Source organism: Hymenobacter wooponensis (genome assembly GCF_004745865.1).
Classification (GTDB): Bacteria; Bacteroidota; Bacteroidia; order Cytophagales; family Hymenobacteraceae; genus Hymenobacter; species Hymenobacter wooponensis.
Genome location: NZ_SRKZ01000004.1, coordinates 565429 through 578472, shown reverse-complemented (window position 1 = coordinate 578472; position 13044 = coordinate 565429). Strand labels below are relative to the sequence as shown.

Annotated in this window: 13 protein-coding genes; 8 read left to right on the top strand and 5 right to left on the bottom strand. The window is 50.7% G+C overall.

Features of this window, described 5'->3' with window-relative positions:
* Positions 1–3 precede the first annotated feature (3 nt).
* Positions 4–237, bottom strand: a complete 234-nt coding sequence (locus EU557_RS16035; protein WP_135531469.1) for a hypothetical protein — start codon at positions 235–237, stop codon at positions 4–6.
* 106 nt (positions 238–343) lie between these two features.
* On the opposite strand from EU557_RS16035, the gene murI reads away from it, so the two are divergent.
* The 5 genes from murI to EU557_RS16010 all read left to right on the top strand — a co-directional run bounded on the left by murI (position 344) and on the right by EU557_RS16010 (position 7345).
* On the top strand, positions 344–1174 hold the full coding sequence (gene murI / locus EU557_RS16030; protein ID WP_135531468.1) for a glutamate racemase: 831 nt from the start codon (positions 344–346) through the stop codon (positions 1172–1174).
* 110 nt (positions 1175–1284) lie between these two features.
* The gene (locus EU557_RS16025) at positions 1285–1974 is read left to right on the top strand and encodes a Cj0371 family chemotaxis-regulating polar lipoprotein (RefSeq protein WP_135531467.1); all 690 of its coding nucleotides are present in this window, start codon (positions 1285–1287) and stop codon (positions 1972–1974) included.
* Between the two features lie 26 nt (positions 1975–2000).
* Entirely contained in the window at positions 2001–3197 is a 1197-nt protein-coding gene (locus tag EU557_RS16020; RefSeq protein WP_135531466.1) for a glutathionylspermidine synthase family protein, read from the top strand.
* Positions 3198–3755: 558 nt separating this feature from the next.
* A complete protein-coding gene (locus EU557_RS16015; RefSeq protein ID WP_135531465.1) occupies positions 3756–6890 on the top strand; it encodes a T9SS type A sorting domain-containing protein in 3135 nt (1044 codons plus the stop codon).
* Positions 6891–7075: 185 nt separating this feature from the next.
* The gene (locus EU557_RS16010) at positions 7076–7345 is read left to right on the top strand and encodes a hypothetical protein (RefSeq protein ID WP_135531464.1); all 270 of its coding nucleotides are present in this window, start codon (positions 7076–7078) and stop codon (positions 7343–7345) included.
* 128 nt (positions 7346–7473) lie between these two features.
* On the opposite strand, the gene EU557_RS16005 is transcribed toward EU557_RS16010, so the two are convergent.
* The 4 genes from EU557_RS16005 to EU557_RS15990 all read right to left on the bottom strand — a co-directional run bounded on the left by EU557_RS16005 (position 7474) and on the right by EU557_RS15990 (position 10125).
* Positions 7474–7800, bottom strand: a complete 327-nt coding sequence (locus tag EU557_RS16005; protein WP_135435183.1) for a HesB/IscA family protein — start codon at positions 7798–7800, stop codon at positions 7474–7476.
* A gap of 85 nt (positions 7801–7885) precedes the next feature.
* Positions 7886–8296: a hypothetical protein gene (locus tag EU557_RS16000; RefSeq protein ID WP_135531463.1), complete on the bottom strand. Its 411-nt coding sequence runs from the start codon at positions 8294–8296 to the stop codon at positions 7886–7888.
* A 96-nt stretch (positions 8297–8392) separates the two neighbouring features.
* A complete protein-coding gene (gene iscU / locus EU557_RS15995) occupies positions 8393–8809 on the bottom strand; it encodes a Fe-S cluster assembly scaffold IscU (RefSeq protein WP_135435181.1) in 417 nt (138 codons plus the stop codon).
* Positions 8810–8910: 101 nt separating this feature from the next.
* Positions 8911–10125 (bottom strand): IscS subfamily cysteine desulfurase, encoded by a 1215-nt coding sequence (locus tag EU557_RS15990; protein WP_135531462.1) that lies wholly within the window; start codon positions 10123–10125, stop codon positions 8911–8913.
* Positions 10126–10265: 140 nt separating this feature from the next.
* Here EU557_RS15990 and mce point away from each other — a divergent pair, with 140 nt between their 5' ends.
* From mce to EU557_RS15975, 3 genes are all read left to right on the top strand, one after another.
* Positions 10266–10667 carry a methylmalonyl-CoA epimerase gene (mce, locus tag EU557_RS15985; RefSeq protein ID WP_135531461.1) on the top strand — a complete coding sequence of 134 codons (402 nt, stop codon included), beginning with the start codon at positions 10266–10268 and terminating at the stop codon, positions 10665–10667.
* Between the two features lie 176 nt (positions 10668–10843).
* Positions 10844–11425 (top strand): L-threonylcarbamoyladenylate synthase, encoded by a 582-nt coding sequence (locus EU557_RS15980; protein ID WP_135531460.1) that lies wholly within the window; start codon positions 10844–10846, stop codon positions 11423–11425.
* 157 nt (positions 11426–11582) lie between these two features.
* Entirely contained in the window at positions 11583–13001 is a 1419-nt protein-coding gene (locus tag EU557_RS15975; RefSeq protein WP_135531459.1) for a CCA tRNA nucleotidyltransferase, read from the top strand.
* The last annotated feature ends 43 nt before the right edge of the window (positions 13002–13044 follow it).

The following is a 13044-nucleotide window of genomic DNA, read 5'->3' as shown; positions in this document are numbered from 1 at the left end:
GTGCTACACTACCCGCACCCGATCAACATGCAGGTCGTCGCGCAAAATCTCTAGGCCACGGTAAGCCAAAGGCCGACCAGTGTTGTGAGTCAGCTCGCCGCCGGCTGCATGCAGGTGGGCCACATCTAACACTAATTGGGTGTACTTCCGCTCGCCCAACTCGATGGCAACGGGGCGGCCTCGGCTGGAATCGAACGTGGCCAGGGCCTGATCTATTTCCTCCAGAATCTTACTCATGGGGCCAATATAGGAAAAGGAATGGATGCGCAAAGGCCCCAGTTATCGGATGTGCCGCAGCATAATTGCTCGCGCATCGCCCAGATCCCTGTACCTTCGCTTCGTTATGGCATCAACTGCAACGGACCTCTCCACGCGCCCCATTGGCGTATTCGACAGCGGTATTGGCGGCCTCACGGTGGCCCGCGCTGTAAACCGCGTACTGCCCCATGAGCGCCTGATCTACTTCGGCGACACAGCCCACTTGCCTTACGGCGACAAAAGCACAGCTGCAATCCAGGCTTACTCGGTAAAAATCTGTGACTTGCTGCTTAAGCAGCAGTGCAAGCTGATTCTGATTGCCTGCAACTCGGCCTCGGCGGCCGCTTATGAGTTGGTGCGCGAGTACGTAGGCTCAAAAGCCCGAGTCCTTAATGTAATTGACCCCATTGTGGCGCACGTAGGCCACGAGTATGCCGGCCGCAATGTAGGCCTTATTGGTACCAAGCAAACGGTTAACAGCAATGTCTACCGGAAAAAAATAGATGACCTTGACGCCGGGGTGCAGCTCCAATCTTTGGCTACTCCCTTGCTAGTGCCCATGATTGAAGAGGGCTTCTTTGAAAACAATATCAGCGACAACATCATCCAGGCCTATCTCACCAATCCAGTTCTCGATGGAGTAGAGGCGCTGGTACTAGGCTGCACGCATTATCCTCTCATCAAAGAGCAAATAGCGGACTTTTACCGGGGCCGAGTGGAAGTGTTAGATGCCTCCGATGTGGTGGCCGCTCACGTAAAGCAGTATCTGCAGGACACTGGCCTAGCCGCACAGCCGCAGCCAACTCCCCCAGTACACCACTTTTATGTATCAGATTTCACTCGTTCTTTCGAGGAAAGCACCCGTATATTCTTTGGCAAAGAGGTGCATCTAGAGCATTACCCACTGTGGGAGTAACTTGTTGTTTCCAGATGATGCAGGAAAAGCTAGCCACATGCTTCCTGAAAATGCTTGATTCCAAGTCCACTGAGGGTTAACTCTATTGCTTATCAGCTACCACTACCCCTATGAACAAACCCTTTTTCTCCCTCGGCGATTGGCGCCGCAACGTGTTGCTCATTACGGCGGCGGCCAGCCTGGGCCTAGGCCTACCGGCCTGCTCTTCAAACTCTGATTCCGAAAATACGGCGGAAGGAGATTGGGGTGCCGGGGATTCTTACTCCGAGGGAGTGATAACGGAAATGACCGAAGTAAAGCCTGGGGAGTGGAAGATTACGGCTGAGAAACCAGCCGGTAAAGAAGAAGTAGCTGCTATTCTAAAGCACTTCGATGGCAAGGTAGACACGTTGCAGGGGCAAGCCTTGCAGCAGCAAATGCAGAACTATAGCCGCCAGTACCCCGAAAACCGGGTTGGGGGCACTAGTATGATGGATGTGCTCATGTGGAGTGGCCTAGGCTACATGGCCGGACGGTTTCTGACTCCGCAACCCGCATACTATGCTAACCCAGGAATTATGCAGCGAAATATGGGCTGGCGCGGCCGTGTTGCCGACGAGCGCGACCAAGGCCGCGGATTTTATGGTCGTGGTTTCGCCGGTAGTCGTTCAGAACCTGCCTCCAGTGGTATCCGCCCTAGCAGCTCCGTCACGCGCAGTACTGGCTACGGCCGTAGTACCATCCGAAGCAGTGCTCCGCGCTCAAGCCGTAGCTCGGGCTTCGGTAGCCGTGGGTTTGGTGGTCGTGGTTTCGGTGGCTGATCAAGTTCTACAATAATCCCCTGCAGATGCCCTTCTCATCTACAATTCGTTTGCGGCCCCTCTCCGGTGAGGTAGCTCCCGCCTTGCAGGGCCTAGGCTGGGAGTGGGCTATGGAAGATGCCTGCCAGAACTATGTTGCCCGGGAGGCTGTAGAGCTCCCCGAGCCGGAAGCCGAAGCACTACTACAAGCAGCCGATACACTATATGAGCTATTGGTGCAGAGCATCCCAGATCCTATTCCCGATGATCTGCTGCGCCTGCTAGCCATCCCTCAGAACCTGTGGTCAGCCGTGCGCCATTCCTGGAACGACGACCGGCACTGGCACCTCTATGGTCGATTTGATATAGCCCAAACTCCCGCTGGCCCCAAGCTTCTAGAGTTTAATGCCGACACTGCTACCAGCATTCCAGAAGTAGCAGTTGTGCAATGGGCCAGCTTAGTAGCTGCTGGCCTAGGTCAAGACGACCGGCAAGCCAACGGGCTTTTTGAAGGCCTACAAACCCAGCTAGGCCAGTGGCTTGAGCTTAACTCAGATCTGGAGCCTAGCTTGCTATTAGTGCACCTGCCGGAAAGTGCCGAAGATGCAGCCAATTGCGCTGTGGTAGCAGAAGCGGCGCTAGCAGCTGGTTTTATGCACACGCACATTTGTACAATTGACGAAGTGCAGGTGTCAGTAGAAGGGGAGGAGCGAGGCGCCTGGGTACAACTACCCGACAACCAGTGGCAGCGGTTCAGTTTCCTCTTCAAGCTTGTGCCCTGGGAAATCTTGGCTGAAGAAGAGCCAGAGCTTACGGCAGATTTAAGCCAGTTGCTCTTAAGCCGAGACCTAATAATTGCCAACCCTGCTTACACATTGTTATTTCAGAGTAAAGCCATCTTAGCTTGGCTTTGGCAGTGTTATCCGCAGCATCCACTTCTGTTAGAGGCCAGCTTACAGGAGCCGCCTTCTGGGCACTATGTGCGCAAGCCTGTATTTGGGCGTGAAGGACAGGATGTAGCGGAAGTGCAGGAAGGGGCATGTGTGCCCGTGGTACCGGGAGACTATGCTCACCAGCCGACAGTATACCAACAGTATGCGCAGCTACCCACTGATAGTCAAAAGCGTTTGTACCAAGCAGGTGTATTCTGGGCAGGAGAAGCCTGCGGAATAGGGTACCGACGTGAGCTTGGTTTCATCAACAATCTGTCAGAGTTTCTCCCCCATGTTATTGGGCACATCTAGCAGCACAGATGCCATCAGGGCGGTATGACAACGGGTATTGCTCAAGAAACAGCTGTGCTCTATATGCATGGTAAAGGGTAGAAAGAGAAAGGGCACCCTCTCAATTCAGTGAATTTACTGTATATAGTCAGGTAGCAATAGTTAAGCCTTGATCTTCAAGTGGTTAAGCTAAGGCATTGTATAATATCGTTATATGATAGGTATTTAAAGGCGGAGTAAGCTATACAGCACTTTATTTTGGTTAGGACTCTAGAACTGTGGAGATAATCTCTCACATTTGTAATGAGATTAACCGCAAAATAGGCCCCCTAGTCTTTTAAAAGCCAAGATTGACCGTTGAAAAGGATCTATATACCTTTCTTGGCATGAAATGTGACGCTAATCAGAACTTGTAGTTTTTACAGACAAGAAACTATTTAAAATATCTTATATAAAATGGAAATAATTACAATCTATGTATTTGCTTCTTACGTAAGCACGTCATGTAATCCATAATTTAATTTCCCATTTTTCGGCCCTTGAGCCCCTTTTTTTGTAACCATTTCCTTCACTCAATATATGAAAAACTCTTACATGAGTACCATACAGCAGGTACTAAGACCGCACATGCGGTTACTGCTGTTGTTACTATTGGCTTTGCCCTTTACAGGCCTTGCCCAAACTGTGACAATAACTCCAGTTACCCCTGGTAATCCGCAGAATTTCGGAAGTATACCTGTTGGACAATTTTCTTCTTCCAATTCGTACACTGTATCGGCGAGCGGAATTACCCAAAACGTGACTGTTGTAATTCCTAATGGCTTTCAGGGGAGTATTAACAACGTAACGTTTGGTACAAGTAACCTGAACCTTACACGTAGTGGAAACTCTTTATCTACTACTATTTACCTTCGTTTTGCGCCAACTGAAGAGACGGATTATAATGCCTCATTGTATGCTACTTCCCAAGGGGGTAATACACCAGTTTTCTCGAATTTTATCAACGTTGTAGGCATTGGTACAGCTGGTACTCCTAACATCGTGGTAAATCCGGAGGCATTGGTGTTCGGCACACAGTTGATTAACACCAAATCAGCTTCCAAATCAGTTTCCGTAACCGCAACGGCTCTTACAGAGGCTATTACTGTAACTCCTTCTCTTGGCTACGAAGTAAGCTTAGACAATAGCAACTTTACTTCGGTGGTTACTTTGCCTGCTACAAACGGAGCTGTCAGTACAACATTGTATGTGCGTTTCGCTCCAACTGAAAAGCAGCCTTATACTGGCTTTTTAACGCTGACAAGTGCAGGTGCTACTGACCGCAAGGTTGATCTATTTGGTACCGGCGACGCACCGGCTACTTTGACAGTTAATCCTACCTCGCTCTCTTTCCCTGATACGAATGTGGGCTTAGCTTCGGCTATTCAGTCGTTTACTGTTAATGCTAGCTACCTCAATGGCAGTGTAACTATAACGCCTCCTAACAACTTCCAGATTCGCCTGCCTAGCGGTACATTCAGCACTGCTAGTATTACTATTCCTTTTACTGGTACTCCAATTAACCAGGTTATTGAGGCTCGTTTTCAGCCCGCCAGCAATGGTAATAAGAGTGGTGGCATAACAATTGCTTCGCCAAATGTTACAACTGCAACAGTAGCTGTGAGCGGACAAGCTACACAGCCTTCTAATATACCTACTATTACAGCTAACCCTACTGCTCTGGACTTCGGTCAGATTTCAGGTAGCGGTTCTGCACAAGTGTTAACTTTCGAAGTTGGTGCTACCGGCCTCAATGCGCCGCTTGTGCTGACTCCTTCTAATACTAACATTGCTCTCCGAGATCTTTCAGCAGGTGGTAGCCTTACTAGAGGCCCATTAACTATCAACCCAGTTAACGGGATTGTATCTATCCGGACCATTGAAGTACAACTAGTTGATTTAGTTGCTCAAGGAAACTTCAGTGGCACCATTACTGCATCTAGCACTGGAGCAACTTCACGAGTAATAAATCTTACTGGTGTTAACAACACAACAGGTGAGTCAGTGATTAACCCTTCTCGGGTTAACCTTAGCCTTTTTTCTACCGTTCCAGGTGTCCCCTCGGCAGTACAATCTTATACGGTCACTGGTACCAACTTATTACGTGACATAACCATAACTGCTCCACAATTCTTTCAAGTATCACTTGATGATACTTTCTCGGGCATCACAACTACAGGCAACAGTATTACTGTTGTAAGAAACAGTGGTACCGAAGTCACCGCAGTAACTGTGTATGTGCGGTTTTTCCCATCCTCTGCTCTTGTTGTGTCCTCAAGCATTGCAAACGTTAGCTCACCAGCCAGAACAGTAGCTATTCGTGTGCAAGGCACTAGTGAGCCTTCAGTAATACTACAAGACAGGTTCCAGCCAGTTACTAACATAGTGCTTAACAAAGTATCAGCTTCTCAGGCTATTACAGTGGTAGCTGAACGTGTATTGCAGCCCATTACCATTTCGAAACTGCTGAGTGCTGACCCTACGTTTAATCCGTCAAATATCTCTCAATTTGAGTTCTCTCGTGATAACGTAACCTTCACGTCTGATACATTGATGCTGACACCTAATGCTTCTACATATAGCATTAATCGTTCAATCTACGTTCGTTACCGTCCTACCAACTTAGGCCCTGGTACTGCCACGCTTCAATTCCAAAGCAACGACTTTGACAATAAGGGTGTTCAATCCTTCCAGTCTAACTCTTTATTGTCAGGACTTCCTATTGACGTTGAGCCTACTTTGCGCAGCACGGCTAGTGTAGTGCGTAGCGGTGCCACCGCCACAGTTACTTTCAACCTGCCTGCTAACTATGCCGCTTTAGGTTATGGCGAAGGCCGCCTCATCGTAGCTAGTACTAATGCTACTCTGCCTGCTAGCAACCAGCCTGCAGATGGCGTCTCCTATACTACAGGTAACCAGACTTACGGTCAAGGTCCTCAGGTTGCTCCGGGCTACTTTGCTGTATATGCAGGCCCAAATGCAACGGCTACAATAGATGGCCTAGATCCTGCAACTACTTACTATTTCTTCACTTTCGAGTTCAACAACATCGATAACGTAGTAAACGTAATTGCTTCCGGTGCAGAGAACTATCTGTCTCCGCCTGTGCCTACGGTAATTGAAGGTATTATCGCTCCTGGCACACCGCTGCCTGTAACACTGGTTTCATTCACGGCTAAGCTGCGCAACAAGCAAGTAGCTCTAGACTGGAAGACGGCTACTGAAAAGAACAACGGTATGTTCTACGTTGAGCGCAGCCAGGATGCTCGTACTTACACGTCTATCCTGTCTCGTGCAGGCCAAGGCAGCACTGAGAAGGCTACTTCTTACAGCGCTATTGACGCCGCTCCGCTGGCAGGTACTTCTTACTACCGTCTGAAGCAGGTTGACTTCGATGGTACTACTTCTTACAGCTCGCCTGTAGCAGTAACCAACGCTGGTTCTGCAGAGGTTTCCATGTATCCTAATCCTGCTGAAGATATCCTGAACATTCAACTGGCTGGCTCAACCGAAGGTGTGCGGGCAACCATCACCGACCTTTCCGGCCGTGTTATCCGCACGGAAGTGTTGCGTGCAGATGGTCAGTTAAACGTACGTGATTTGCGCAACGGAACTTACCTGGTAACGGTAGGTGAAGGCAATGCTAAAATCACTCAGCGTATTGTAAAGAAGTAAAAGAGCTTTAAAAGCCTAGTGCTTCAACAACAAAAAAGCCCTTCCAAACGGAAGGGCTTTTTTGTTGTTGAAGGGTACAGCTCCTCTATAAGCATACAGCACCAAATCAATAAGTAGACAAGCTTAACCAGCATAAGGAAACTGCCGTACACTACCAGTCAATAACCACTTAGGTAAAACTCCCTATGAAAACGACTTTCAAAACTCTCTTAGCAGTAGCCGCTTTCACCACATTTGCTACTTCTTCCTGCTCACAGAAGACTCAGGATAATGCAGAGGCTACTGCCGAAAGCGCAGCCAACGATGCAAGCAATGCCGCAGATAAAGCAGCAGATGCAACTAGCAATGCAGCGGATAATGTCAAATCTGATATAGCTCCCGAAAAAGGGGATACGGCTGTTGTGCAGAATAAAGAAGCTGATAAGTTGGTTGAGGAAACTCCTAAGAAGCAATAGCAAGCTATGTCTTGACGAAAAAGCCCCAGTTGCTCTGTAGCAACTGGGGCTTTTTGTATGCCCAAAAGCAGCAGAGGCCTACCGTTTGCATCTAGTAGGCCTCTGCTGATTTAAGGATAATAGGCGGGTTATACAGAGAAGCTTTCTCCGCATCCGCAGGTACGGGAGGCGTTAGGATTATCGAAATAGAAACCCTTGCCATTCAACCCATCAGAAAAGTCAAGCTGGGTGCCTGCAAGATACAAAAAGCTCTTCATGTCAACTACCACCCGAATGCCTTTGTCCTCGAACTCCTGATCCATAGGCTTTACCTCATTGTCGAAGTCAAGCTTATAGCTCAAGCCAGAACAGCCACCCCCGGCTACTGAAGCCCGGAGCCGATAAGTTGCATCCAGCTCAGCGTCGTGCATGAGCTTCTCAACTTTTTCTTTCGCTTTATCAGAAACGGTAATCATGGTTACTGGGCAATTGGGGGTTGTTATGCCTGTGCACTCGTAGAACTATTGAAGCAGCGGTGCATCGCAGGTATATAACAAACAACTAGGAAGAAGGATTCAGCACCACGCTGAACACTGTAATAGTATTCAAATCGCGGCCGAAGTAAAGCTTGTCAAGCGCCTCATAGGCGTTACGAGCTCTGAAGTAAGACGTTTGTAGCTCCCGGTCGCCGTGGGTGCCCCACTGAATGGTGTAAGAGCTTTCGGTATCGCGGTAGCTCTTCACGTAGGCCAGCATCTTACGCAGGCAATCCAGCTTATCGTACCCCGTTTCATAACGAAACAGGAAGCTCTGCTGATGGCGAGGGTTGACCGTTATCAGGTCGAGCCGCATTTGACCATCAAGCTGGCGAAACTCGAAAAGCAGATTGCCCGAGCCCATGCCCAGATACTTTTCTATCTGCTGCTGAATTCGTGCACTCTCGACGTGTACGTCAGAAGGAGTAACGTCCATAAAGTAATCAGGAGCTAGAAGATAGGAGCTAGCAGAACTACCATCATCAACGATCAGTAGCAGTTCTGCTAGCTCCTAATTCTTAGTTGCTCACAATTAGTGGTGCGACTTCGACTCTTCCAGTGCTGGAAGACCATTCTTTACGCGGTAGTCGCTGATAGCGGACTTAATTGCGTCTTCGGCCAGTACTGAGCAGTGAATTTTTACAGGTGGCAGAGCTAGCTCCTCCACAATCTCCATGTTGTCGATGGCTAGCGCCTCATCAACGGTTTTGCCTTTCAGCCACTCAGTAGCGAGCGAAGAAGAAGCAATAGCCGAGCCGCAGCCAAACGTCTTGAATTTGGCGTCAGTGATGGTGTTTGTGGCTTCGTCTACCTCAATTTGCAGACGCATAACGTCGCCACACTCAGGAGCGCCCACTAGGCCAGTACCAACGTTCTTTTTGCTTTTATCCAGCGTGCCCACATTGCGGGGGTTGCTGTAATGGTCGATTACTTTATCGGAGTAAGCCATGGCTTTATGAGTTGTGTGTTGTCAGTGACGAGTTGCCAGCTGTAGTTCCAGCACCAGAAGTAACTCTGGCTACTGGCAACTTACAACTGGTAGCTGATATTCTAGTGTTCAGCCCACTCAATAGAATTCAGGTCGATGCCTTCTTTGAACATCTCCCACAGCGGCGACATCTCGCGGAGCTTGGTTACTGCTTCTTTTACGTGGTTGATAGCGTAATCGATCTGCTCGTCGGTGGTGAAGCGGGAGAGGCCGAAGCGCAGAGAGCTGTGAGCCAGATCGTCGCTGAGGCCCAGGGCCTTAAGTACGTAAGAAGGCTCCAAAGAGGCTGAAGTACAGGCCGAACCAGATGACACGGCTAAGTCTTTCACTCCCATCATCAGGCCTTCACCTTCAACGTATTTGAAAGAGATGTTGGCAACGTGCGGCAGGCGGTGCTCCCGCGAGCCGTTTACGTAGCTTTCTTCCAACGTTAGAAGCTCACGCTCCAGACGGTCGCGCATGGTAGAGAGGCGCTGCGTATCGGCTTCCATCTCCAGCTTGCAAAGCTCACAGGCTTTACCGAGGCCTACAATGCCGGGTACGTTGAGGGTACCCGAACGCATGCCACGCTCGTGCCCGCCGCCGTCCATTTGAGCAGTTACTTTAACACGTGGGTTTTTACGACGCACGTACAGAGCACCTACACCTTTAGGACCGTACATTTTGTGAGCCGTGAAAGCCATCAGGTCGATGCCATCGGCAATTACGTCAACTGGAATTTTGCCAACTGCCTGCGTGCCGTCCGTCATGAACAGAGCGCCGTGCTTGTGGGCAATAGCGGCAATTTCACGGATGGGTTGGATGGTACCCGTCTCGTTGTTGCCATACATGATGGTTACGAGAATGGTCTCGGGCGTCATGGCAGCTTCCAGATCAGCCAGGCTGATAAGGCCTTCGGCATCAACGGGCAGGTAGGTTACGCGGCCACCTAGCTTCTCAATGTGCTTGCAGGTATCAAGAACTGCTTTATGCTCGGTGGTAGCGGTGATAATGTGGTTACCCTTCTGAGAGTACATCTCGAACACACCCTTAATGCCTAGGTTGTCCGACTCGGTAGCACCCGAAGTGAAGATGATTTCTTTAGGATCACAGTTGATCAGGCCGGCAATTTGCTCACGAGCGTAATCCACAGCCTCTTCAGCTGCCCAGCCGAAAGGGTGGTTACGAGAAGCGGCATTGCCGAACACCTCGGTCAGGTACGGCATCATAGCCTCCAGAACCCGGGGGTCGAGAGGAGTGGTTGCGTTGTTGTCGAGGTAAATAGGTAGCTTGAGCATGGCTCGGGGGTCAGTTTCAGCGGAGAATCATTCGCAGGTAGAACACGAAAACCAGGAAACTGGTTTTACTTTGCCTGCACAAAAGTAGAACAAATCCAAACAAGCCGCGCTATGAAGCGCTGCTGGTTTTTCCCCCTGCTATGCTCGTCAATCTCGAACACCTAGGCTTGGCCGTAAAGGACCTAGAAGCCGCCACCTCTCTTTATACAATTCTGCTAGGCCAGGAGCCTTATAAGCGCGAGCATGTGGCCAGCGAAGCGGTAGATACGGTATTCTTTCAAGTAGGTGGTTCCAAGATTGAGCTGCTGGCCGGCACCTCGCCCGACAGCGCTATTACACGCTACCTAGAAAAGAAGCCCGAGGGCATTCATCATGTAGCATTTGAGGTAGATGATATTCGGGCGGAGATGCAACGCCTCCGCAATGAAGGGTTTACGCTTCTAAACGAAGAGCCCAAGCGGGGCGCTGATAACAAGTTGGTCTGCTTTATCCATCCTAAGAGTGCCAATGGTGTCCTCGTGGAGCTGTGTCAGTCGATATAGAAATCAGTACTGGCCTAGGCTTCTTCCCTACATATGCTAGGCCACTGCTAGCTGGCAAGGAAACAGTTTAGCCTAAAGTTGACTTTGAACCATACGTTAGCTGGCTAGCCTGACTAGCAACTAAAGGGCGGCAGAGAAGAGGCACAGCTCTCTTAATGAGAATACAACCCAAGATTATGAATACAAAATTCTTTCGGGAAGAGGTAGAATCGGCAGTAGACGCTTTGCTGATGCAACAGGTAATGCTGTACCCAACCGATACTGTATGGGGGCTAGGCTGCGACGCAGAAGTGCCGCAGGCCGTCAAGAAGATCTATGACCTGAAGAACCGTCCGGCGGAGAAGGCGGCCATTGTACTGGTAGCCGATGAGCAGATGTTTGCCCGGTATGCCGCTGCCGTGCCCGCCAATTTGCCGGAGTTGTTGGCAGCCCAGCAGCGGCCTACAACCTACGTAGTGCCCGCCGGACACCGAGTGGCGGCTAACCTGTTGGCTCCCGACGGCACAATAGGCCTACGCATCGTGCAGAATGATGAGTTCTGTCAGAAAGTACTGCGCCGACTGGGCCATGGGTTGGTGTCTACCTCGGCTAACGTAAGCGGAGAGCCCTCTCCGGCCGTCTATGCTGAAGTTGATTCCAAAATTGTGCGAGGCGTTGATTACGTCGTGCGCTGGCGGCAGGAGGATACTACCCGAGCCCAGCCTTCGCGCGTGGTTCGGCTGCTGCCGGATGGTGGCCTAGAAGTGCTGCGAGATTAGCAGATGCGGCTAACCGGCAAGAGTTCATATTACCTACTACATAGGAGTACGCTAGGCCACTAGGGTAAACTGCCCTAGGCAGAAGAATGCCAGCAACGGAAAGCGTTTGGGTACTGCTACGAGCCAGTAGCTACCTTTGTGGCCTAACTCGTTACGCATGAAAACCCCACAGCTGCCTGACTTACCCTTGTTCCAAACAATTGCCGAAGCTGCCGGTGAACTTCAATACCCGGCCTACGTGATTGGCGGATATGTGCGGGATCTGGCCCTGGAGCGCCAGAGCAAGGATGTGGATGTGGTGTGCGTTGGGGATGGAATTAAGTTGGCGCAAGCCGTAGGCAAGAAGCTGCCGAACCGGCCTAGAGTAACGGTGTTCAAGAACTTCGGAACGGCTATGCTGCCCACGCCCGAGATTGAGCTAGAGTTTGTTGGGGCCCGTAAAGAAAGCTACCGTGCTGAGAGCCGTAAGCCCGAAGTGGAGCCGGGTACCTTAGACGAAGACCTGGCCCGCCGCGACTTTACCATTAATGCGCTCGGCTTGAGCTTGAATCCTCAAGACTTCGGCGCCCTAGTAGACCGCTACGATGGCATGGGCGACTTGCAGCGGCGCATCATCCGCACGCCCCTTGACCCCGATATCACGTTCTCGGATGATCCGCTGCGCATGATGCGAGCAGTGCGGTTTGCTACCCAGCTCAATTTTGATATCGAGCCTGATACCTACGATGCCATTGCCCGCAATAAGGACCGGATCAAGATTGTGTCACAGGAGCGGATTACGGTAGAGCTGAACAAGATTATTATGGCCCCGAAGCCTAGCTATGGCTTCAAGCTGCTGTTCCAATGTGGCCTACTGCACCTCATCTTCCCCAAAATGGCGCAGTTGTATGGGGTGGAAAAGGTAGGCCAGCACGCGCACAAGGATAACTTCTACCATACCCTGCAAGTGCTGGATAATGTAGTGGCCGCGGGCGGCGACTTGTGGCTGCGCTGGGCTGCTATTCTGCATGATATTGCTAAGCCTGCCACCAAGCGCTACGACAAGCGCGTCGGCTGGACCTTTCATGGCCACGAAGACAAAGGCGCCCGCTGGGTACCCAATATCTTCACTGATCTGAAGCTGCCGCTGGGCGAAGAGATGCGCCAGGTACAGAAACTGGTGCGCCTGCATTTGCGGCCAATTGCGCTGGTAAAGGAAATCGTAACCGATTCGGCCGTGCGCCGCTTGCTGTTTGAGGCCGGCGAAGATATTGACCGCCTGATGCTCCTGTGCCGAGCCGATATCACGAGCAAAGACCACCAGCGAGTAGCGCGCTACCTGCGCAATTTCGATGTGGTGGAGCAGAAGCTGAAGGAAGTAGAGGAGAAAGACCACTTACGCAACTTTAAGCCCGTTATCACCGGGGAAATCATTATGTCAACGTTCAATCTGCAGCCTTCGCGGGCGGTAGGAGAGCTGAAGGAAGCGCTGCTGGAAGCCATCCTAGACGGCAACGTTCGTAATGAATACGATGAGGCATTTGCCCTACTGTTGGAGCTAGGCCAGCGTAAAGGTCTGACCCCGGTGCAAGCCTAAACACTCACCGCATCATAGAAATAGCAAGGAGCTTACCCAGCAA

Bases quoted from the DNA above. Each gene is read 5' to 3' on its own strand.
- EU557_RS16035 (WP_135531469.1), bottom strand. From the start codon at position 237: ATGAGTAAGATTCTGGAGGAAATAGATCAGGCCCTGGCCACGTTCGAT.
- murI (WP_135531468.1), top strand. From the start codon at position 344: ATGGCATCAACTGCAACGGACCTCTCCACGCGCCCCATTGGCGTATTC.
- EU557_RS16025 (WP_135531467.1), top strand. From the start codon at position 1,285: ATGAACAAACCCTTTTTCTCCCTCGGCGATTGGCGCCGCAACGTGTTG.
- EU557_RS16020 (WP_135531466.1), top strand. From the start codon at position 2,001: ATGCCCTTCTCATCTACAATTCGTTTGCGGCCCCTCTCCGGTGAGGTA.
- EU557_RS16015 (WP_135531465.1), top strand. From the start codon at position 3,756: ATGAAAAACTCTTACATGAGTACCATACAGCAGGTACTAAGACCGCAC.
- EU557_RS16010 (WP_135531464.1), top strand. From the start codon at position 7,076: ATGAAAACGACTTTCAAAACTCTCTTAGCAGTAGCCGCTTTCACCACA.
- EU557_RS16005 (WP_135435183.1), bottom strand. From the start codon at position 7,800: ATGATTACCGTTTCTGATAAAGCGAAAGAAAAAGTTGAGAAGCTCATG.
- EU557_RS16000 (WP_135531463.1), bottom strand. From the start codon at position 8,296: ATGGACGTTACTCCTTCTGACGTACACGTCGAGAGTGCACGAATTCAG.
- iscU (WP_135435181.1), bottom strand. From the start codon at position 8,809: ATGGCTTACTCCGATAAAGTAATCGACCATTACAGCAACCCCCGCAAT.
- EU557_RS15990 (WP_135531462.1), bottom strand. From the start codon at position 10,125: ATGCTCAAGCTACCTATTTACCTCGACAACAACGCAACCACTCCTCTC.
- mce (WP_135531461.1), top strand. From the start codon at position 10,266: ATGCTCGTCAATCTCGAACACCTAGGCTTGGCCGTAAAGGACCTAGAA.
- EU557_RS15980 (WP_135531460.1), top strand. From the start codon at position 10,844: ATGAATACAAAATTCTTTCGGGAAGAGGTAGAATCGGCAGTAGACGCT.
- EU557_RS15975 (WP_135531459.1), top strand. From the start codon at position 11,583: ATGAAAACCCCACAGCTGCCTGACTTACCCTTGTTCCAAACAATTGCC.